Source organism: Cellulosilyticum lentocellum DSM 5427 (assembly GCF_000178835.2).
Classification (GTDB): domain Bacteria; phylum Bacillota; class Clostridia; order Lachnospirales; family Cellulosilyticaceae; genus Cellulosilyticum; species Cellulosilyticum lentocellum.
Genome location: NC_015275.1, coordinates 869056 through 892336, shown reverse-complemented (window position 1 = coordinate 892336; position 23281 = coordinate 869056). Strand labels below are relative to the sequence as shown.

Genomic DNA, 23281 nt, shown 5'->3' with positions numbered 1-23281 from the left:
TTTCCCTCCTCATGCTTATTATTATGTCATCTATACACTAATCTTCATTGTAGCAAGCCCTTTTGTATTTTTTATGAATCACTTTATAAGCTCAGAATAAAAACCTTTTTCATTAGAAATTTATTTAATATCTAACTACTCGTTTCCTAAAAATATTTACTGAAATTAAATGACGAGCAATAAAAAACGGTATAACATCAGAAAATGTCATACCGCTATACTTATTATTCGAGTTCCTGCTTTTCTATTGCTTCGCCCATCCTAGCTCTGATAGCTTGTAATCTTTTATCAATTTCTAGTAAATAATCCCTTTCTTCAAGTGCTTCTGAATCTAGTAATCCTTCTACCTCACTCATTTCATTAATACATTCTATGGCTTTCTTAGGATTAGTATCTAAACCAGTCTCTTCCTCCTCTTCCTCTAGCATATCCTCAATATTAATCTGTTGAGACATATAACGAGACTCTATGGTCTTTTGGATATGAGCTTTGTCAAAAAGTTTTTGACTTTGAGGAATATTACTCATTTTACTAATTTGCTCTTCTAATTCTCTAGCTTTTTCTTCTACTCTCTTATCCTTACTAATGCTATCGATAATTCTCTTTAATTCCTTGGTAATCGGTTCTGTACTCGTTTCCTTTGTTAAGTCGCCTACTACAGCACCTTCTGGTAAAATAAAGTCTTCCTGCTCTTCCACCCTTGGCTTAGGGCATATGGGTTTGCATATGGGCTTACAAATGGATTGCTGTGCTTCTTCTTTATACTCTTCCTTGTGTTCACATGGCATTTCTTTATGCATATGCTCTTCTTTATGCTCACATGGCATTTCCTTATGCATATACTTTTCCTTGTTCTCATATGGCATTTCCTTATGCATATGCTCTTCTTTATGCTCACATGGCATTTCCTTATGCATATACTTTTCCTTGTTCTCATATGGCATTTCCTTATGCATATGCTCTTCTTTGTGCTCACATGGCATTTCCTTATGCATATACTCTTCTTTATGCTCACATGGCATTTCCTTATGCATATACTTTTCCTTATTCTCATAGGGCATTTCCTTATGCATATATTCTTCTTTATGCTCACATGGCATTTCCTTATGCATATACTTTTCCTTGTTCTCATATGGCATTTCCTTATGCATATACTCTTCTTTGTGCTCACATGGCATTTCTTTATGCATATGCTCTTCTTTATGCTCACATGGCATTTCCTTATGCATATGTTCTTCTTTGTGCTCACATGGCATTTCCTTATGCATATGCTCTTCTTTATGCTCATATGGCATTTCCTTATGCATATACTCTTCTTTGTGCTCACATGGCAAGATAACAGGTCCTGGTTCTAACGGTACTTTTGGCTTTGGTAATATCACAGGTCCTGGTTCCAATGGTACTTTTGGCTTTGGTAATATGACTGGTCCTGATTCCTGTGAAACTACCCCTTTAATTTTTTCTATGGAAATTGACTTTTCGGCTACTACTGGCGCTGGCAATATGACTGGCACTGGTTCCTGTACTACTGCTTTAGGCTTTTCTACTGGCACTGGTTCCTTTACCATTACTTTAGGCTTTTCTACTGGCACTGGTTCCTTTACCACTATCACTTTGACCTTTTCCTCTGATTCTGGTTCTTTTACCACTATTTTAGACTTTTCTACTGGCATTGGTTCCTTTACTACTACTTTAGGTTTTTCTACAGTTCCTGTTGGCTGCTTTGTTACGGTTTTAGGCGACACTTGATTCGTAGACTTTTGTTCTTTTCTTGGAAATAGACTATCGACCATCGATAAAAGCATATACCTATCCCTACTAAAGCCAACTACTACAGCCTCTGCCCCTCTCATTTCATGTTCAGCCACTAATGCTACACCGTCAATCTCCTCTAACCTTAAGCCACTTCCTAGAATATTTTTTTCATCTACAATCCATTTTGTTTCCTTTTCTGCCCCTAACTTTCCCACCTTAATGCCTTCGTTATGATTTTTACTAAATATACAAAACACATAACGATTACCTGATGGCAATGCCTTTAGATTTTGTACATAGCATTTAATCATACCTGGAGAAGAAAGTGTTACATGCCCTGTTACTTTGCGGTCGTCTATGCCATATGTAGAAATGTTTTCTTGCAAGCTAATCAAATTATTTACATACATTTCTCTATCCCTCCGTTGTCCTTGTTAGTCATTCTATACTATGTATATGAAACTTCTTTATATCCTATGACAACAAAGGGATGAGCTACTTTGAATAATTATAGTAATTCGTTTAATTTGCTAAGTACTATCATCATTTCCGCCCTTGTAAGTGTTTTGTCTGGTGCCATTTTTCCATTATTCATACCCTTTAGCAAACCTACTCGATTACAGTATACAAGGGCTTCTTTATAAGGTGATTCCTCAATATCTGTAAATGTTGTTATTTCATTAACTATTTCTAACTTACCTTCTGTTATCTCATATAATACCTGTGCAAAAAGCTCTCTAGACAAAGGCTTTTCTTTTAAAGCAGCTACTTCTTTTAAGGTTTTCTCTCTTAATTTGCTGCCTATAGACATTTTATGAGCATAAGACCAGTTAGTCTTATCTGTCCAATACTGACTTACTATATCTCTTGATAATTTAGTTTTCATCTGTCCATTTAAAAGCAAAACGCGGTCTAAAAAGGTAAAAGCATCAGCAACTCCTAAAGCTTGATTTGGTGCAAAGTTTTCTTCGTCCATACCTCTAGCTAAGCCTAATTGAAGCGCCTTCTCAATATTTCCATATGCCCAATGAGTGTTAGCTACATCTTTAAAATTCATCTCCTTAATAGGTGTAAGGGTTACATAATTTAGCGTTATGCCCATTTTTTCTAAAGCCTTTGGAGCAGTTAATAAAACTTTTAACTGTTCTGTTGTAAATATAGAACCTGTCAGTTCATCTAGCCATTTTAGATCTTGACTCGTTTGTAATAGGGTATAAGGCATATACTTACTAAGCTTTTGAGTAATCTCCTCTTGCTTAGAGGTAGATAAGTTATTATAGACGTTTAGAAAACTATTACTTGATGTACTAGAGGTTGTTTGTGTTGTATCACTACTATCTCCACCTGTACTACCTCCACCGTTATTGCCAGCATCAATTTCTTTAGAATTTAAGTAGCAAACAAAATCATCTATGGTCCCCCAACCATTTGCATCACATTTAATAGCAATACCAATCGTTAAGGTCCCCTTTTCTACTAAAATATCTTTAATCGTTGGTGTGTTCCAATTAGCCCAACCTTTAACGCCTGTCTCAGCTTTATACGTTTTGTCTCCCACTTTAGCATAAATAGTCATCTCACTATTATTGCAATCGCCCCCTTGTAAGGAAGTGCTAAAATCATAGTAGCCTTTTTCTAGTCCCGTAAGTGTTTGCTCTACAGTAAAATTGATAGCTTCATCATTCCAAAAATGCACACTATAATTTCCTGTTTTTGCATCAGAAGCTTTGTTTTGATAGCCTACATAATCAGAACTTTCTCCTAAATAATCAATCTTCCACATATTACGATCTGATTGTTCAAAGCTTGGGTTAAGTACAAGGTTCCTTGGACGAATAACAAGCTGACATTTAACTTGAGCTCCATCTATTAAGGTACCTGTGATTTCATAAGTACCTGCACCTTTTGCTTTAGCTACTACAATAACCGCTTCATCCCAAGTAACATTAAATGTCTCCTGTGTCCCATCATTAAAGAAACCTTTGATAGCTTCTGGTAATACAATCTCTGCGCCTACTTCTGCTGCTACTGAAAGTGTTTCATAACTTGTAAGCTTACGATCAGTTACTGCTCCATTCTTCAAATAGCTATAGGTATATAATGAAGGAAGTGGCTTACCTTCTTTATCAAATAAAGCTTGATTATCCCAAGAGCTACCACCATACCATACTCCTGCATCTTCTGGGTCATATTCTTTTGCATAGCTAGAAGCCCAACCTGAACCATAGCGTTCCCAAGTCTCTTTTCTTTCTTCTAAAGTAATTTGTGGTACAGTAATCCATGCTGGTTCCCAGTAAAATATACCTATTCCCGCTTCTCCTACATTAACGACTGCTTCCGCTACATCACGAAGTGAATTAGCTTGGCCTTGTGCAGAGATTTCATAGTTAAGATCCTGACCTGATTCTTTAGGTGCTGAATTTTCATGTCCATCTGTATCTTCTTTGGTATAAACATAAGAAGTTTCTGCTACCATTACCTTTTTACCATATGTATCTGCTACATTTTTAAGTACAGAAGTAAGATTACTTAATGTACCATGCCAAAATGGGTAGTAGGAGCTAGCAAATACATCATAGTCTACATTGTAGTCATTTAAAGTCTTAGCTATACTTGCATACCTACCTGAAGTTTCAGGATTAGTAAAATGTAACGCTACTAGTATATTAGGATCTATTTCTCTAATAGCCCTACTTCCTTCATTAAATAAGGCGCACATATTAGCCCAATCATTTTCTCCACAGAAACCACTTGTCGTTTCATTACCTACTTGAATCATTCCTACATCTACACCTGCCGCTAATAATGCCTGCAAGCTTTCCTTTGTATACTCATACATAGCTGATTTTTTCTCTTCTAAAGAATAGTTCTCCCACGCCTTTGGAGCTTTTTGTTTAGCTGGATCAGCCCAAAAATCTGAGTAATGGAAGTCAACTAAAACCTTCATCCCTGCCTGAGTTGCGCGCTGACCAATTTGGATAGCTGTATTTAAATCATTATTACCGCCACCATAACCATTACCGCTTGCATCATAAGGATCATTCCATATACGTACTCGCACATAATTAGTGCCTGCTTCTTTTAAAGTTTTACAAATATCTTGCACATTACCAGCTTTATTATAGAACAAAGCGCCACTTTTCTCTAAACCAATTAAACTTGAGATGTCCATTCCTCTAATGAAATCATCACTAATACCTGGAACATAATCAATAAATAAGTCGGTTTGTTCTGGTATTGGTTTTTCGTCAGGTTTGGGTACATCTGAATCTTCATATACCTTTAAGCTTACTTCATCTATATAACCATACGCATTAGGTGAGCCTTCTATTGTAATTTGGATAGGTACATCTTTTGTTTCCGCTATTTCAAATACTAAATATACCTTTTCCCATGTATTCCAGCCTTGTGTTGCTATAGCCTCACCAGATTCATCTAGTGCATTAAGGATTACCTTACTACCATCGCCTCCCATAGAGTAAACACTTAGGGTATACTTACCAGCTGGTAACTCTTTTACTGTTTGTTGTAACGTAATCGTATGACTAACGATTTCACTACTATCAATCCAATATTTAATGCACTGCTGACCTTCTCTACCTAAAATATCAGCATTACTTGCATAAGCAAATTCTTCTGGTTTAGCTTTATTCCAATCTGATGTATCAATCTTCCAATCAGACCATAGCGTACTACTTTCTTCAAAACCACCATTAACAATGGATGGTATATTCGTTTCCTCTTCTTTAGCAGGTATTGCCTCTACTCTTATGTCATCGATATAGCTATAAGCTCCTGGCGTAGCTGCTATAGCAAGCTTTATGGGGATATCTCCCTCTTGTTCTACTTCAAAGGATAGTTCCACTCTCTCCCAAGTGTTATAGCCTTTATTAATAGCAAGTGCTGATGAAGTAGTTGTTCCTGCACTTAGCTGAAGTGTGGCAGACTTTTCTCCCATAATATACGCTGATAAAGTATACTCTCCCTTAGGTAAACCTTGAATGGTTTGCTCTAAAGAAATCTCATAGCTATTTGCTTGCTGATCATTTACCCAGTAAGTTATAGCTTGCTCTCCTTCTTTGCCCTGGATATACGAATCAGTATTATACTTAAAGGACTTTACATCTGCATCAGCCCATGACTGAGTCATAATCGTCCAGTCCGTCCAAATAGTAGCATCATCTTCAAAGCCACCATTTGTTATGTAATTAGTAACCACTTCTTGACCATAAACCACTATCTTATCCACTGGTATACCTGTTAAACATAAACACAGCATTAATAAATAAGTTATTCTTCTTCTCATTCTATCATCCATCCTTCTCTCATGGTTGTATACTAAATTTGAAAATGACTTATTGCTTGTTCTAGTTTCTTCGCATCTTGATCTAATAACTCCGCTGCCTTACCCAGTTGTTCTACAGCTTCTAATTGTTTATCTGCTGTATTTTGTACCTCTTGTGAAGATACTGCTGTCTGCTGTGATACTGCAGTAATATTACCAATAGCACTTAATGTATCATCCTTGACTACTTCAATTTCCTTAATATCCTTTGAAACTTCCCCCAAATTAATAACCAAGTTTTTAATATTTGAATTGATATCATTAAAGATTTCTACAGTTAACTTAAGTGCTTCTTCTTGCGATGAGGCAATTACTTCTGTTTGCTTAACAGCTTTTACTGTCTCTTTGGTTTTCACCGCTATATTTCCTAAAAGCTCTTCTATTTTTCTTGCACCTTCGGCAGATTGCACTGCCAATTTATTGACTTCTTGCGCTATAACAGCAAAGCCTCTACCAGCTTCCCCTGCTCTTGCTGCCTCAATAGAAGCATTTAAAGATAATAAATTCGTTTGTTCAGCAATGCCATTAATAACCCCTACAATGCTTTCTATGGCTGCAGAAGCTTTTGATAATTCTTCAACATCCTCAATGACACCACTAGTGGCACCAATCGTTTCCTTTACCTTTTGAGTTAGATTATCTACTAATCCAACCCCTTTTTCTACAACTATCTTAGTCTGACCAGTAAAAGTTTCAATTTCACCTGTACTTTTATATAGACCTTCTATTCTATCTGATAAGTCACCCATTTGCCTTAAGCACTTACTAGAATCCTCAGCTTGCAAAATAACACCTTTTTCAATTTCACCAATGGCGCAGTTTATTTCTTTACTAGCCGTTAATAGTACATTAGAAATATGAGACATATCCTTAGAAGACCCTACAATCTCTTCCCCTACATCTGTCGTTTTATGTATGAGCCCTTTCATATCCGTGAGCATACCCGTTATGCTCTTAGATAACTGTCCGAACTCATCTTTTCTATTTCCCCTTATTTCAACTGTTAAATCTCCTTCAGCAGCTTTGGATAAGGCTTTTTGCATATTCTTTATGTTCTTTTCAATCCCCTCTGCCATAAGAGAACCTATTAAAATCGCTACTATGCCTGCTATAATCACTATAATAAAAGTAAGCCTTTTAATAGTTTCGGCTTGTGCAATAATTGCGTTCTTAGGAATAAGCGTGGTAAGTATTGCCCCTGTATCTCTTATTTTGGAATAAACCAGCAACTGCTGAGCGCCATTATAATCTACATAACTATAGCCCGAGGTCTCCTCTCTTGCCTTAAAATCCTTTAAAACCTGAAAGGTACCAAATACACTAGTTTCCTTAGTTGCTAGTAAAGTTTCTCTTCCATCAGGTGTTATAAAACCAACAACATTTCCCTCTTCACCACTGAGATCCACTAAGCTTTGTAAAATCTTCTCTTTACTAATATCAATAATAATATAGCCCTCTCCTTGAATGAATTGACGCGTATACGACATCACATAAGCTGCAACTTCACTGCCTATTACTTCATCTAAAAAAAGATGATAACCACTCCATTCATACTGATTTCCGCTAGCTACTAAAGCTTTATGTTCTTCTGAATCTAAATACGCCTTATAGTCCTTGCTACTTAAGGTTCCTCCTGTAGCATAGCTTTTGCCATAAGCTGACATAACGTTAAAAGAGTTTACAAAATCATTACTAGTAGCTACTTTAATAAAGTTTGTATAAAGTGCCTTTTGTAAAGCTTCTTCTTCAACCTTCGTCGTAGAAGCTGCTGTATAGTACTTAATAAAATTTGCATCTGTTAATAATTTAAGCACTTCATTTTCAACATTATTAAATGCTAAGCCTAAGTATTCACCTTTACTTTCTACAGTCTTTACAAGGCTTGTCTCATAATTGCTCGTTAAAGCCGTCGAAGATTGTGAATACGAAATAACACCTAATAAAACCATTAATACTACAGGGATTAAAAAAGCAATGATAAGTTTATTTTTTATTTTATTTATTTTCATTCTTTCTCCCCTCCTTTATACACTCTTCCTTACACCTTACTTCATGCAAAATAAAAAGTTACCCAACTCTAATAATTTTCACTTATTATTGGGTAACTTATGTCGAAGTTATAATGTCATTATCACTATTTTATAAAGAAATGTCATGCTTATATTCTGTCATTACTTCTACACTCATTAGTTCGCAAACACAGTCAGCTTCCATTGTTGGCCATTCTTCCAAGAAGATTTCTGCATTCTTTTGTAAAGGCATAATTTCTACTTTAAGTGTTTTAGGGAATCCAAAGTGTTTCAAACCAATCTCCCACGATCTACCAGTATAGAAATGGTCATCTACATACTCATCATTGATATATAATTTTGCACTGTCTCCTACATAACGTAATTTAATAAATAAATCATTTGCTGATTGATCTCTTTGACCAATGTTAATCTCATAGGTCTTCTTTTCCTTGGTCTCTTCTAATAGCTTATAGCTCACTATGGATGTCATCATTTCTTCTTTCCCTTCATATACTGCAAATTGGCCTTGATCTACTTTTCTTACAAAGCCTTTTGGTGTTTCCTTTAGCGCTGGATAAGCTTTTAAACCAGCTTTACCTCTTCCTATTAATTGAGTACCTTTGTCTGTTTGTAGAACTGCTCCCTCAGTGATGATTAAATATTCTTTATCTAGCTTAATCTTCCATGCATTTTTAGCTTCTTGTCTCGATAAAGTCAATAATTCACTTTGCTTTAACTCACCTTCAATTTGATAGCAAGGCTTCTTATCTCCATAAAAAACATAAGTTGTCATATCTTCATTATTTAATTTGCACAGTGGTGTTACTACAGCTGTTTTAAGCCAAGCGTCTCCTAACTTCATATTAAATGGGAAGAAGAAAAAGTCTTCATTTCTCACATCTATAGCTGGGTAAGTAAGTGTTTCGTCCTGTAAAGGTACTGTTAACACCACACTTTTATGTTCTGCCATCTGGCAGCGTCTTTGATAGTTATTAATGAAAAGGTAGCCTGATTTGCCATTATGTCTATAGCTCGTTCTTAAATCTGTGAAATTGGTTGGGTATAGTGGATTACTTTCTGGCATAGTAGCTGGCATTTCACAAAGTTCACTACCAAAATCTTTGATAAACATGGTTAATAGCTTAATTTCTTTATAGGTTTCTGAGATCTGACCATATTGCCTAATAGGTGCTCTAAAGTCATAAGATAGTTCTGGCAAGTCATTAATAGACCCTGTTTCCTTTGATTCTTGTAAAAAGGAAAGCTTACCTTTTGGATTAGTACCACCATGATACATATAATAACCTAATAAATTAACACCACTTCCTAACTTCACCATAGACATAGCCCCAATATCCTTTGAAGTTGCTATAGGCCTTCTATGATGTGTCACTTGATGACCACCTCCAAGTTCAGCTGTTAAATAAGGGAACTTATTCATATCAAAGGTAATCCCTGTACCAAAGCCGTAATCACTACCAATATTATGGTCATTACGTTCATGAGTAAAAATATAATTACCACTTGGCTCAATATCTGTTAAGCGTTGGTCCCAAGGCGCTTCACAATAACCGCCCATTACAGGAAGAAGTCCTCCTGTTACTGCACCTCCCCAGCCTGTGGCTGTATAAATAGGGACTTCAAAGCCAATCTCTTTTGCCATTTGGGTCAGAATACGCATATGTTCTTCGCCTTCTTCTCCTGTTAATCCACCACAATGACCGTATTCATTCTCTATTTGAAGACCAATAATAGGGCCTCCATCTTTTAATAACAATCCCTTTACTTGCTCATAGATTTTACTATAAAATTTTCTTACTTCTTCTAAGTATGCCGAATCATTCGTTCTTACTTCAAAGTCCTTCTGTAATAACCAATCAGGAAAACCACCATTTCTCACTTCGGCATGACACCAAGGCCCTATACGAAGAATCATATAAGCATCACAAGCTTTGCAGGTCTCTACAAAACTTCGTAAATCTTTACCACCTGTAAAATCATACTCTCCTTCAATTTCTTCATGGTGAATCCAAAGGACATAAGAGGAAATAACATCTACCCCTCCTGCCTTCATTTTATAAATAGATTCTCTCCAATATTCTCTTGGATACCTAGAATAATGGATTTCACCCATAATAGGAAACCAAGGCTTTTGATCTTTCAGCATGTATTTTTCATTGTAGCTAAATGTTGTACTTTTCATATCTGATCCTCTTTCTCTCACTATTCTTTTACAGCAGATCCACCCATACTTGTAATCATTGTTTTTTGCATAACTACAAAGAAAATAATAAATGGGATAGCGATTAATAATGCCCCTGCTGCAAAAGTTGTAAATTCATTTTTCTTCTCTGTTAAAAAGCTACTATATAATCCAAGAGCTAAGGTTTGTTTATCTGATGAACGTAGCACCATTTTAGGGAAAATATAATCCATCCAAGGTGCTGTAAAACTAGTAATACCAAGGAAAATAATTATAGGTCTAGCTATTGGGAAAATAATGCTTCTAAAAATTCTAAAATGACTTGCACCATCTATTCTAGCGGCTTCATCTAAGCTTTTAGGAATCGTATCAATGTAGCTTTTAACCATCCAGGTATTATAAGGAATATTACCTGCTAGATAGACTAAAATAAGGCCCCATAGTTTATCTAAACCACCAATTCTAAGTAAAATAACATAAATAGCAACCATCCCTACAAAAGAAGGGAATATTTGTAAAATAAGCATTGCCATCATCATACTCTTCTTCATTGCAAATTGAAAACGAGAAAAAACATAAGCCCCTAATGAAGCAATCAGAATTGTAGCTAACGAAGTACATACTGCTACATATAAAGTATTTTGGAACCATTTCACATAGTTCGTATCATTAAATAAACGTTCAAAATGCTTAAAAGAAATGCCATCTCCAAAAGGAATAATGCTTAGTGAAGCTATAGAGTTTCCTGGTGAAAATGCCCCACTAACGACATACATCAAAGGATAGATTACAAATAATGAAGTCCCTATTAAAAATAAGAGGATGAAGGCTAAATTAATTTTTTTAATAACTTTGTTGTTCATTAGATTTCACCGTCCTTATAGGATTTTGTCTTTCTAAAGTTGTAGATTGCAAATGGTGCAAGGACAACGAAGATTACCACTGCAAGCACGGCAGCATAGTTGTATTTCAGTAAGTTAACTGTTAACTTATAAATCCAGGTTACAAGTATATCTGTTCCACCAGCACCTGTGGTTGTGCTATCTGCTACAACAGGGTTACCACTGGTTAAGAAGAAGATTGCACCGAAGTTATTGATATTGTGAGTAAAAGACATGATAATCAGCGGTGTTGTTTGATAAAGTACAATTGGTAAAATCATTTTCTTAAAAATTTGGAATTCACTTGCCCCATCAATTTTAGCTGCTTCATAAATATCACTTGAAATAGCTGTCATAGACCCCATAATGAGTAACATGAAATAAGGGAAGCCAGCCCACAAGTTAATGAGTACACAAACGAATTTAGCAAGCCATTCATTACTCAGCCAAGGAATTGTCCCTGATATAAGTCCTAGTTCTACTAAAGTACGATTCACAATACCAAAACTACCATTTAATAAATTTTGCCATACAAGCATACTTACAATAGCTGGTACTGCATAAGGCAAGATAAAAATTGTTCTAAAAACGGGTGCTAATTTTAATTTACTTTGCTGGAGAATTACAGCCATTATCATGCCACCGAAATAACAAGTCATCGTAGCAAAAGCACCCCATACAACTGTCCATATTGCCACTCTTGCGAATCCTGTAGACCACGCTGCACTTCCACCAAACATCGCTTTAAAATTCGCAAATCCAACCCAGTCTACCGTATTATTAGGCGGAATATGATTTGGTGCTGCATAGTTTGTAAAAGCCACACAAGCAGAGAAGACTAGAGGAACAACAACGAAAAACAAAACAAGACCTACAGTAGGTGCAAGCCCTAAAATAGGGAAGGCTTTCTGAGCTGTATCTGATAGGATTTTTTTCTCACTTTTAAATTGACCTTGAATACAATATTCTTCATAGGAGTTTAAAGCACTACGTACAGAAATCACATAGATTGCAATGAAAATAAAAACAATAGCTAAGATAATGACACCATCTATCAGCATAAATATGGAGTTATCTCTTTGTTTCACTGGTAAATTCGGTTGAGGACTTCCTAAAGTAATCATATTTATTAACTTCTGAACCACTATTGGTGAGAAAGCTAACATCATTAATTCGATAAGTGCATAGAATGCACCTTTAATATATTCTTTTAAATAAACGATATGACCTAGCCCCATAAATAATATGGATGTTAGCAGAACTTTTTTTCTAGAAGAACCATCTGTCTGTAGATTGGTTTGCATAAATTCACCCCTCTTTATGTATTTCCTTTATTAAAAAGGTGCACAGATTCCTCTGTACACCTCATCTTTAGGCTAGCACTTATTGGGCTAAGATAGTTGCATTACAAGCGTCTAATTCAGTTTGAACGTCTGCACCGTCCCAAATATTAGCACTTGCAGCTTTCATAGCATCCCAGAATGCATTCATTTGTGGTATAGATGGCATTGGGAAAGCGTAGTCTAATTGTTTTAAGAAACCGTCGATATATGGACTATCTACTTCAACATTGATTGCTGGTAATGCCCCTGTAAGGTCAAAACGTAATTTTTGCATTTCTTCTGACATTAAAAATTGTGAGAATAAGTTAGCTTCTACTGGATGTTCACTATAAGCTGATACGAACATCGCTCTTGTTCCTGAGAAAGAAGCTGATGGTGTATCATTGCCTGGTAAACTTGGAAGTGCTGATACTCCAAAGTTAAGTCCTACACCTTCAAAAGTAGCTACGTTCCATAAACCAGTAATATAAAGTGCTACATTACCACTACTAAATGCTGAATCACAGGCTGCTGTTGTAAGGTCAGCTGAAGGAACGTCTAATGCACTTCTAAGGCTTTGGAAGAATTTCATTCCTTCTACTGAAGCTGCTGAGTTAATATTAGAATTGGTTGTGTCTGTTCCATCTGGTCCAAACATACGGTTATCTTGGCTTGTTGTAAAGATAATTGTATAGTAACCATTTTGTACGTCCATCATGAAACCATATTGATTATTATGTTCTGCATTGAATTTTTCACTAAATGCTTTTAAATCTTCCCATGTAGTTGGTACTTCTTCTTCAGCAATAAGGTCTTTATTATAGAATAAAGCATAAGTTTCTGCTGATACTGGGTAACCATACATAGTACCATCATATGTAAGCGCTGATGTAGATGCCGCTAATGCAGTTTTTGTAACTTCTTCAGCATTTTCTGTTGGAAGTACATGACCACCTGCTACTAATTCCCCTAATTTATCATGTGGTGCTGCAAATACATCTGGTCCTACCCCTGCTGGACCATCTAATGCGATTTGTGTAGTTGTATCACCTAATTCTACATTCACATATTCAACTGTAATATTAGGATATTTTTCTGTAAAAGCTGCTCCTGCTTGTTTAATGAATTCATCAGGTCCAGCTGTTGATTCCCATACTGTTAAAGTAACTGGATCTGTTGAGACAGCTGGCGTAGATGCCTCAGTACTTGCCGCTGGTGCTTCACTTGCTGCAGGTGAAGCTGCTGCCTCACTACCCCCATTACTACTACATCCTACTCCCATTGTACTTGCCACACATACTGCTGCTGCTAAAGCTATTTTTTTAAGTTTCATATTAAAATACCTCCTCGTAAATTTTTACATGGTTGATTTTTTTAAAACTATTTCATAATCTAATAAGGTTTTATTTGCTATTTCTTTACCTGCAATGAGGTTAATCAAACACTTGCCCGCTTCAATACCCAAGGTTTTAATATCAATCCTTAATGAGGTAATTGGGGGATTATAATTTTCTAGGTAAGCGCTGTCATAAAAGGATGCAATCTTTACATCCTTTGGCACACTGTACCCAGTCTCATTAAGTCTTGTGAGTACTCTGCTACATATAATATCATCACTACATACAATGCAATCTACTTTCCTATTCATAATCGTATCTACTGCTCTATCAATCAGAACATTGCTAGTCATATCTGTGTAGACAAGTGTTTCATTAACGGGTATGCCATTATCTTTAAAGGCTTTTAAGAAACCTTTATAGCGATTTGTATTAACTATATGACGCTGATTACCTGCCAGTAAGGCCATGGTGGTATAACCAGATTTAATGAGGACAGATGTCAGTTCACAACACCCATCTATGTGATTATTATCAATCTGTATAACCTCATCCTCTTCACTAGAACCTACTACTACAAAAGGAAGGTGTGTTTGCTTCAGATAGTCGATAGATCTGTCATTCACTATTGGTCTTGTTAGAACGATACCATCTACCTTATTATTTTTTATTAATCTTTTTAACAAACTAATATCATTTTCTGTTGCCGTTGTAACAACTACATCATAATCAAAGCTTGCTGCTACATCACAAATACCCATTAAGCAGCTTTGAAAGAAAGGAATTTCTGTTAGATTTGTATCTGCCGGAAGCACCACCCCAATATTAAAGGTTTTGGATTGCGCTAAACTTTTTGCGATTAAATTAGGTCTGTAATCATGTTCATGAATATATTGTAGAACACGATTTCTGGTAGCTTCACTAAGCCTTCCTTTTCCTGATATAGCTCTGGAAACAGTTGTTTTAGATACTCCTAACTCTCTAGCAATATCACTAATAGTAAGGTTTTTAGATACTTCACTTACACTTGCATCTTCCACAAATACACTTCCTTTCATTGAGCAACCGGTTGTTTATATATTCAGACTATCACCAATTTTCTACACTGTCAATGTCTATTTTATACACCAAAACCTTATTTTTTAGTATATTTTTTAACATTTTTAACAATGCATTGATTTAACTTGTTTGCAACATTGCGCAACCGATTATTCTTTTTTAAATTTTTATCAAATTTAATTTTACCTCTATATACTTACGTGAGTACATATTTTTTATAAATAATTATTAATAATTCCATAATATTTGCACTTACATTACGCTTGCCATGACAATTATTTTTGTATTCTTACTTTTTTGCATTATTTTTTACATCTCATCACCTATCTTGCTACATTTTAAGCCAATAACTTTCATACTTATTTTTAGATTTATATAATATTTTTAGATTCAAGCTTGTTTTTATATTTCTAAATAAAGGAGGAAATAAAATGTTAAAATGTTTAAAAAAGATTTTCAACTACTCACTATCCGTTTTTGTAGCTCTTAGTACCATGACCGTTTCTTCTTCTTCACTTCTAGCTGCTTCTAGCCTTACCCTTAAAAGTAGTGGCGCCTGGTTCGAATCAGCTTATGCTGAATGGGAACAATATAGTGGTGCTTCTAGCTACAACGTATACTACAAATCTTCTTCTAATGATTACACCAAAGTAGATAAGGAGCTTGTTAGAGGTACCCGTGTTGATATTCCAGGACTTAAAGGCGATACGGTTTACACTATCAAAGTAGTTCCTATGGTATCTGGCTCCGAGGTTACTTCTGCAACTGCACAATTTAGTGTCACACCAGCAACTTATGATCGTTCTGGTTATGCTTTCTTTAATGGTACAACTACGGGCGGTTATAATGAGGATGGTACTGTTAAATCAAATGCTAATATTGTTTATGTGACAGATGCTACAAAAGATTCTGTACAACTTAACGGCTATACAGGCATCGCTAATATCCTTTCAGAATCTGCAAGGAAAAATGATAAAACACCTTTAGTCGTTCGTTTTATCGGTACAATCAATGTTCCTAAAGGTGCTACAAGCTACCCTGAGAATATGGTTAAGATCAAAGCTGCTGATAATGTAACACTCGAAGGTATTGGACCAGATGCTAACATTTCTAAATGGGGTTTTTGTTTCCAACGAAGCTCCAATATAGAAGTAAGAAACCTTGATTTTTACTGGTATCCAGAAGATGCTATGGGCTTTGAATCAAACTGTTCTAGAGTTTGGGTACATAACAATACTATTAGAACTGGCCACCAAGATAATCCTTCTGAATCAGATAAAGCTCATGGCGATGGTGGAACAGACTTTAAGTATACCGATTACGTAACAGTGTCCTACAATCATTATGACAATTGCGCAAAAACTTCTCTATGTGGTTTAAAAGAAAATGCGACTTATCGTCTTACTTTCCATCACAATTTCTTTGATGGAACCGGCTCTAGAACACCTCGCGTACGTTACTTTGATATTCATGTTTATAATAACTATTACAAAGGTGTATCTACCTATGGTATTGGCGCTTCTGTTAACTCTAATATTTTCTCTGAAAACAACTATTTCGAAGATACAAACAAACCAATGGTTATTTCTATGCAAGGTAATGGTGGGACTACTTTCTCTAGCGAAAATGGTGGCACCATCAAAGCATATGGCAACAAATTAGTTAACTGTACTAATTATCTTCCTGGTACAGATTACTACGAAGCTACATCTAGAGACCAAATCATTAATTTCTCAGCGAATAAAGGCGGCTCAACCTATAACAACTTCGATACCAATGCAAGTAAATTCTATACCAATAAATATGTACTTCACTCTGCTGATGCTGCTAAGGAAATAGTTATGAAGTATGCAGGAAGAATGAAGGGTAGTGTATCTGATTCTATTATTATACCTGGTACAGGTGGCGGAAATGATGACGGTGGCAATGACGATGGTGGTAATGACGATGGTGGCAATGATAATAACCATCCTGGCGACAGTTCAGATTCTGTTGCATTAGGTACCTATGAGCTTAATAAATCCACTCTTCCAAAAACAGAATGTACTGTTAATAACATTACTTTTAATTTAAGAAGTGTAGAATCTAGTGGTGTTAAATTAAGAAGTAACAATACGATTACTTTTAAAGTAGCTTCATCCTGCACACTAAAAATTGAAGCATCTGGGAAAGGCGTTATTGTTTCTTCTACGGATGGTCAAATCAATTACAATGGCTCTAACTCAAACTCAGTCACAACTAATTCAGGTTCAATAACTATGACACTTACAGCTGGTACTTATAAGATTACAGGTGCTGAGTCAGGTAGCAACACCGTAATCACAAGCATTACACTTCAATAAAATATAACAAAAAATCAGAGACCTTTTATAAGATCTCTGATTTTTTTGAAGACTACTCTTTATTTTTTTATTTTATTTATCTATAACACCTTGTTCTACTAATAATGCTAGTATGTCCTCATATGCAGCTACTTCTTTTCCGGTCCATAAATAAAAACTATGAACCGCTTGATTAATGAGCATACCTATGCCATGGACTACCTGTAACCCATTGACTTTAGCCCACAAAAGTAGCTTTGTATCATGCGGTGTATAAACAATATCACATACTACCAACCCCTTTGGTGGCTGAATAGTTTCATTTATTGGACAAAGGGCTTTTTGCTTACTCATACCTACCGGAGTTGTGTTAATCAAAAAATCTACACCTTGCAAATCAGCTTCTGTAATATTCAACAGTCCAATCTGGATACTTACTTCTGCAAAATGTTCTTTAATTTGCGCACTTAATTGTTCTGCTTTTGCCAGGGTGTTATTGCAAATAAGAAGCTTCTTTACACCAGCTGCTGCTAATTCTACCGTAATCGCACGGCTAGCACCACCTGCACCCAGAACCATAACTGTTTTCCCCTTTAAGGTATGACCTGCTTCTATAACGGATTTTACAAAGCCTACACCATCTGTATTATAACCAATAAGCTTTCCATTTTCGTTTTTAATGGTATTCACAGCTCCTATAATAGCTGCATTGGGATCAATCTCATCTAGATAATCCATTACCTTAATCTTATAAGGGATTGTTACATTACTCCCCACTATACCTAAGGCTCTAATCCCCTTTACAGCAGCTTCCACCTGCTCATCTTCCACATCGAAGCATACGTAACGCATATCCAGCCCACATTTCTCTGCTAAATAATTATGTATATAAGGTGAAAAACTGTGACTTACTGGATGTCCTAAAAGACATGCTAATTGGGTAGTTCCACTGATCTTCATTTGAATCACGCCTCTCCTCTATTCCTCAATACTCCTGTTTATCTCCTTTTTATTATAAAAGGTTCTATGGCCAAAAACAATCTATCTAAGTTACTCTTTTAGCTATTATATTTATTAGTACAAAGCAAAACTGTGTATTATATAGAAAATAGGTCAATTTAAGAAACTGCTCTTAAACTGACCTATCCCATTTATCTTATATATTTTATAACAACTACAATCCTAATATACAATCTCAATAGCTTTTTCTGTAGGTATCCAAAGTACATTTGCCCCTACTGTTTCTGAAATAAATCTAAGAGGTACTAAGGCTCTTGAATCTTTAATCAGCATACCATTTGCACTATCTAATGTTAGCGCTTTACCATTTAAAATGATAGTTACTTGTTTAGCCTCATTATCCCATTTTACTTCTGCACCTAAATTTTCTACAGTAAAGCGAATAGGTACCATGGTTGTATCCTTTACAATCATAGGTGCAACATCATTAATAATTGTTTTACCATTTACTTCGGAACTTGTTTTACCAATAGCCAGATTTAATTTAAAGAGTTCTTTTGCCTCTAAAACGCCATAGTTACCTGCCTGATCTACCTTAGCTATGAAAGTTTTGGTTTTAGCATCATAGCTGCCACCTACTTTTACAACTTTAAAAGTTCCATCTTCTTGTTTTTCGTATCTTACAAGAGTTAGCTTATCAGCATTCTCAGCACTAACTTTCGATAAATCAAAGGTGAGTGTAACTGGCTCGCTAATAACTTCTACTTTTTTATTCGTACTCATTTCAAAAGCTACTGTTGCCACACTATCAAAATATGTTTTGAAATTTTCATTTTGACTGAGTTGCGTTTTAATAGCTGCTAATTCACTAGCTAATAGACTTGGCACTTTAATCGTTAGACTTAGTTTTTCCCCATCTGTTACTTCCTTAATAAGTTTCTCATTCAAGGTAATGGTTACACCATTTCCTTCAACAACAATGCCTGTTTGACTATCTATTAACTCGCTTACTGCCTCTGCAACTAATTGAAGCATATTATTTGCATCTACTTTAATAACAGGTGTTTTACTCTCCTTAAGTGCTTCTATAATTTTATCTAGCACTGTTGCTATCGGTTTTGTTGTACTAGAATTTGTGGAGCCTCCACTTGATGAACCTCCACCTGTTGAACCTCCACCTGTTGAACCTCCACCTGTACTAGTTCCGCCAATTTCTTTACCAATGGTTATTACTGTTGGATTTGGATTCTCAGTTAATATAGCTCCTACACCTTCTGGTGCATTTGCTGTTAATACCAAGAGACCTTTCATATCAATACTTCCATCTTCTGCAATAGTAGGAACGATAGTTGTATCCAAATTGGTAAACCAGTCATCACTAACAGAGGTACCTTCAGTATTCACTCCATTAATATAGTTACTTCTATCTGCTAATGAATCTTGGCCCTTAAGATCCATTGTATCGCTATCATTTCCTTTATAGGATATAAAGTTTTCTAATACCCAATCTGTTGTTTTGGCATTCGTATTAAAGAATAGATTCTTACCTTCATTACCATAAGAAGTTGTATTATAAACCATGCAGCTTGGATTACTATTACTAAATACACCATTATTTAAGTTTGCAAAAGAAACACTATTTTTTAATACATGTGGTACAGATATACTTTCACCACCTAGTTTGAAACCATTACCTTCACCTGTTTTACTTGGATTACCAAGTAATGTCCCATTTGCATAAGCTACAGAGCTTTCAATCGTCACCGTACCAATTGGTCCTGTCGTTGATTTTGCATATAAATCCCAGCCATCATCGATATTATGATGTGCGATACAATAGCGGAATACATTACCTTCTCCAGCGGTTAATTTAGCTGCAAAGCCATCTGCATCATTTCCTAACGCATCACAGCTGTTATAAACCTCACAGCTTAATATCAAGTTATAAGATGGCCACATAGTGTTTGGCTCATATGCACTACCACTAATTTGAAGGCCTGTATCTGCATTATCATGAATTAAAAGTTTTTCAATCGTATTATAATGTCCACTCACTTGTACCGGACGTTTAGCATTTGGTGAATTCATAAGCTCAATATTATAAATATGCCAGTAGTTACCATTTACTGTAATACCATTTGTGCTACAGTTTGATAAATCAAAAACAACTCGTTTGCCCGGCTCTGACATTAATACAATAGGCTCTTCCTTCGTACCATTGTTACCTCTAGCAATATTAATACCCTTTGTTAATTTATATGTACCATCCAAAAGAACAATCTCTTGACCTGGCTGTGCAAAATTAACAGCTGTTTGTACATCTAAAGGACTGGCTTTTGTCCCTTGGTTAGATGCTGAGCCGCTTGCTCCTACATAAATGGCATTTTCACTTGTTCCATATTGTTTGTAAGTTATACTAAAAGGTATTTCAACAGGCTCATAGGAACTAAGTTCCTCATTATCTGCTAATAATTCTCCTTGACCTAATTTATCTGCTGGAGTAAATATAGCTGTAAATTGATTTGTTTCTCCTGATAATTTCACTGGTGCTACCGCTCTAAAGGTGCTTGCCTCTCTAGGATCAAGTACAACCTTAGAAGCCACTACATTTCCTGCTGCATCTTTAATATCAATTGTTCCTACTACATTGGCTTTAAAAGCAGCTTCATAGTTTTTATTAGACGTTGTTGTTGTCGAATCTAGACTAACTGTTGGTGTTACATATTTTAATGGTCTTTCTTCCTTTGGCTCATCTGCACTTGGATGAATAGTTGTAAAACTATAATCAAGTACAGTCACCATAATTTTACGGCTTGCACACATACCTACATAGTATTTACTACTATCTTGTTTCAATAAAAGTTCTGGTTCATAACAAATCACTTCATTCGTTTTATCATTACTCATATATGCATGGAAACCAGTATTACTTTTTCTAAGTGTTAAAGTATAAACTTCCCCATCTTCAAACTTAGGTGGATTTGAATTAGTTGCTGTTGTATAGTCTTTCTTAAATTCCCAATCAAATGGCTCTGTATCAATCGTCTTTCTAGCTGAGTTTGCAACAGTTGGTCCCGCTGTATAACCTGTTACAAAATAACCTCCTGGAATACCATAACCATTAATGAGTGTGCCATCTACTGTTTTCACATACTTTCTAAACATAGCACCCGCTGAGTTAAAGTAACGTGCACTACTATCTCCAAGCACCATTGTATCAATAGCCATTACGCCGAAGCCTGATTGATTATCTTTACTACCAGATTCATCTACTCTGAAAGTAGCTGTTAAAGTAAAGTTTTCTGTTTCTGGATTGATTTCTGTATAATAGTATAAGAACCCATCTTCACTATCTGCTAACTTACCACCAGTATTACCCCCGACAGCTCTAGCATCTAAGGTAATAGAACCGTCACTATTTTCAGTGATGGTTCCAGAAGCACCTGAACCTACTAAACCACCTAAAAATCTTTCTACGCTAGCTGCCACCTTTTTAGTTGTTGTAGCCGACTTAGATTGACCACTACCATAAGCAGTTACCTTAATTGTATAGGTTTCACCCACTGTAAGACCTAAGATGTCACAAGTCGATACTTTTAAATCCTTTTTTTCAAAAAGATTATTGGCTGTATCTTTAACTTCCACATCATAGGTTTTCGCATTGAGTGCATCATCCCAATCTATTGTTAAAGTAGCATTGGTTGGTGCTTCAATAGCTGTCGTTTTAACATTCGTAATCTTAACATCACCTAATGGTACAACAAAATCATTCAGTGCAAATATATCACTGCTATAGCTTGTTTTACATCCCTCACGAATAGCTTCTGCCACTATTGTGTAATCTCCTGATTTTTCGAGAGTTAAAGCAGCAATGCCTGTTCCATCTGCTTCTAGATTGTCAAGTAATTTACTCGTTGTTAGCTTATTAGAACTATCATAAATCTTTACCCATATTTTATCTATCTCAGCATTTGGAAGTGTACCAGATACTGTAACATTCACTTTTCTTTGATCAACAGTATCTTGCACTGCACTCATAACAGAAGGCTTAGTACCATCTGTAAAAGTAACTGTTTCTACAGCTCCTTGTATTACTTTTACATAATAAATATTGATTCCACTACCAGTTGAGCGGATATTATAGGTACCTGCCGCATCAATAGTTGCTTCACTCATAGGCAATTTTCCATCTGAATCACTACTTTTACCTACTGCTTTTAGTGTAGTTACCTGATTATCTGCTGCATCATAAATACCTAATGTCCTATCTGTAGAAGAACTGCCACTTAAAGCAAATACTTGAACGGTAGCTGATCCCGTTGTTGTAAACTCAATAGTACGCGCTGCAGCATTTCCGGTACCATTTAGCTTAATACGTTTGCTAAAGCTATGATAATACTCACTCATATAACTACTGGCATCAATATCTACCTCTTTGCCAGCTGCTGCTTTAATCGTAAAGTCCCCAGCCACCTTATCTGCTGCTAACTTAGCATTTTCTAAATCACTAGCATTCAGTATTTTTATGCTGCTCTCTGTAGTCGTTCGCATCATACTATCATTAAATACCTGGATGCTCGTATCTACTGGTTCTTCTTGCAATAACATCGTTGCATTTAATGGTAACCCTAAGGTTAACATGATCACACTTAGAATCCATGCTACTACCTGATTCTTTACCTTCTTACTCATAATAGATCCCCTTTCAATAATTTAATTATGTATATTAGTATCATTACATACTGATGTATGTAGTTTTACTCAAATAAGTAATTAGGACCTCCTAGTTTGATTTTGTGCAATAGTTATAATTATCATTTAATTTAATAATTATTTAAATAATTTTAATTATATATTACACCATAACTCAAATTAATTTTATGATATTTTTTAACTTTTTAACGTTTTTATGATATTTTTTGTTAAATTTTTATATTGTCTTATTTTTATTTATCCATCTCAACCTATATCTATCTACTTATTTGTTATGGAACAGAAAAACTGCTATCAGCTTTTAATGATTTATTAGAGTGAATTTTTAATCTTTTATATTTTGCTCGTATTCGAGAAAAAATAATTTCAAATC

At 35.5% G+C, this 23281-nt stretch carries 11 protein-coding genes; 1 reads left to right on the top strand and 10 read right to left on the bottom strand.

Annotated elements, in window-relative coordinates; translation table 11 throughout:
• Positions 1-224 precede the first annotated feature (224 nt).
• From CLOLE_RS03725 to CLOLE_RS03690, 8 genes are all read right to left on the bottom strand, one after another.
• Positions 225-2165 (bottom strand): DUF7922 domain-containing protein, encoded by a 1941-nt coding sequence (locus tag CLOLE_RS03725; protein ID WP_013655730.1) that lies wholly within the window; start codon positions 2163-2165, stop codon positions 225-227.
• A gap of 98 nt (positions 2166-2263) precedes the next feature.
• Positions 2264-6061, bottom strand: coding sequence for a glycosyl hydrolase 53 family protein (locus CLOLE_RS23775; RefSeq protein WP_013655729.1), 3798 nt, complete (start codon positions 6059-6061; stop codon positions 2264-2266).
• Positions 6062-6093: 32 nt separating this feature from the next.
• Positions 6094-8109 (bottom strand): methyl-accepting chemotaxis protein, encoded by a 2016-nt coding sequence (locus CLOLE_RS03715; protein ID WP_013655728.1) that lies wholly within the window; start codon positions 8107-8109, stop codon positions 6094-6096.
• Between the two features lie 130 nt (positions 8110-8239).
• Positions 8240-10315, bottom strand: a complete 2076-nt coding sequence (locus CLOLE_RS03710; RefSeq protein ID WP_013655727.1) for a beta-galactosidase — start codon at positions 10313-10315, stop codon at positions 8240-8242.
• A gap of 20 nt (positions 10316-10335) precedes the next feature.
• Positions 10336-11178, bottom strand: a complete 843-nt coding sequence (locus CLOLE_RS03705; RefSeq protein WP_013655726.1) for a sugar ABC transporter permease — start codon at positions 11176-11178, stop codon at positions 10336-10338.
• The gene (locus tag CLOLE_RS03700) at positions 11178-12500 is read right to left on the bottom strand and encodes a carbohydrate ABC transporter permease (RefSeq protein WP_013655725.1); all 1323 of its coding nucleotides are present in this window, start codon (positions 12498-12500) and stop codon (positions 11178-11180) included. The genes CLOLE_RS03705 and CLOLE_RS03700 overlap by 1 nt, the downstream gene beginning before the upstream one ends.
• Before the next feature lie 79 nt (positions 12501-12579).
• A complete protein-coding gene (locus CLOLE_RS03695) occupies positions 12580-13851 on the bottom strand; it encodes a sugar ABC transporter substrate-binding protein (protein WP_013655724.1) in 1272 nt (423 codons plus the stop codon).
• Positions 13852-13875: 24 nt separating this feature from the next.
• The gene (locus tag CLOLE_RS03690) at positions 13876-14913 is read right to left on the bottom strand and encodes a LacI family DNA-binding transcriptional regulator (protein WP_013655723.1); all 1038 of its coding nucleotides are present in this window, start codon (positions 14911-14913) and stop codon (positions 13876-13878) included.
• Positions 14914-15345: 432 nt separating this feature from the next.
• Here CLOLE_RS03690 and CLOLE_RS03685 point away from each other — a divergent pair, with 432 nt between their 5' ends.
• Positions 15346-17256 carry a pectate lyase family protein gene (locus CLOLE_RS03685; RefSeq protein WP_013655722.1) on the top strand — a complete coding sequence of 637 codons (1911 nt, stop codon included), beginning with the start codon at positions 15346-15348 and terminating at the stop codon, positions 17254-17256.
• Between the two features lie 72 nt (positions 17257-17328).
• Here the strand turns inward: CLOLE_RS03685 and aroE are convergent, their stop codons facing one another.
• Both aroE and CLOLE_RS03675 read right to left on the bottom strand, forming a co-directional pair.
• Positions 17329-18195 (bottom strand): shikimate dehydrogenase, encoded by an 867-nt coding sequence (gene aroE, locus CLOLE_RS03680; RefSeq protein ID WP_013655721.1) that lies wholly within the window; start codon positions 18193-18195, stop codon positions 17329-17331.
• A gap of 222 nt (positions 18196-18417) precedes the next feature.
• Positions 18418-22887: a copper amine oxidase N-terminal domain-containing protein gene (locus CLOLE_RS03675; protein WP_013655720.1), complete on the bottom strand. Its 4470-nt coding sequence runs from the start codon at positions 22885-22887 to the stop codon at positions 18418-18420.
• Positions 22888-23281 lie beyond the last annotated feature (394 nt).

Coding starts and splice junctions, on each gene's coding strand:
- CLOLE_RS03705 (WP_013655726.1), bottom strand. CDS start 11,178: ATGAACAACAAAGTTATTAAAAAAATTAATTTAGCCTTCATCCTCTTA.
- CLOLE_RS03725 (WP_013655730.1), bottom strand. CDS start 2,165: ATGTATGTAAATAATTTGATTAGCTTGCAAGAAAACATTTCTACATAT.
- aroE (WP_013655721.1), bottom strand. CDS start 18,195: ATGAAGATCAGTGGAACTACCCAATTAGCATGTCTTTTAGGACATCCA.
- CLOLE_RS03685 (WP_013655722.1), top strand. CDS start 15,346: ATGTTAAAATGTTTAAAAAAGATTTTCAACTACTCACTATCCGTTTTT.
- CLOLE_RS03695 (WP_013655724.1), bottom strand. CDS start 13,851: ATGAAACTTAAAAAAATAGCTTTAGCAGCAGCAGTATGTGTGGCAAGT.
- CLOLE_RS03700 (WP_013655725.1), bottom strand. CDS start 12,500: ATGCAAACCAATCTACAGACAGATGGTTCTTCTAGAAAAAAAGTTCTG.
- CLOLE_RS23775 (WP_013655729.1), bottom strand. CDS start 6,061: ATGAGAAGAAGAATAACTTATTTATTAATGCTGTGTTTATGTTTAACA.
- CLOLE_RS03715 (WP_013655728.1), bottom strand. CDS start 8,109: ATGAAAATAAATAAAATAAAAAATAAACTTATCATTGCTTTTTTAATC.
- CLOLE_RS03675 (WP_013655720.1), bottom strand. CDS start 22,887: ATGAGTAAGAAGGTAAAGAATCAGGTAGTAGCATGGATTCTAAGTGTG.
- CLOLE_RS03690 (WP_013655723.1), bottom strand. CDS start 14,913: ATGAAAGGAAGTGTATTTGTGGAAGATGCAAGTGTAAGTGAAGTATCT.
- CLOLE_RS03710 (WP_013655727.1), bottom strand. CDS start 10,315: ATGAAAAGTACAACATTTAGCTACAATGAAAAATACATGCTGAAAGAT.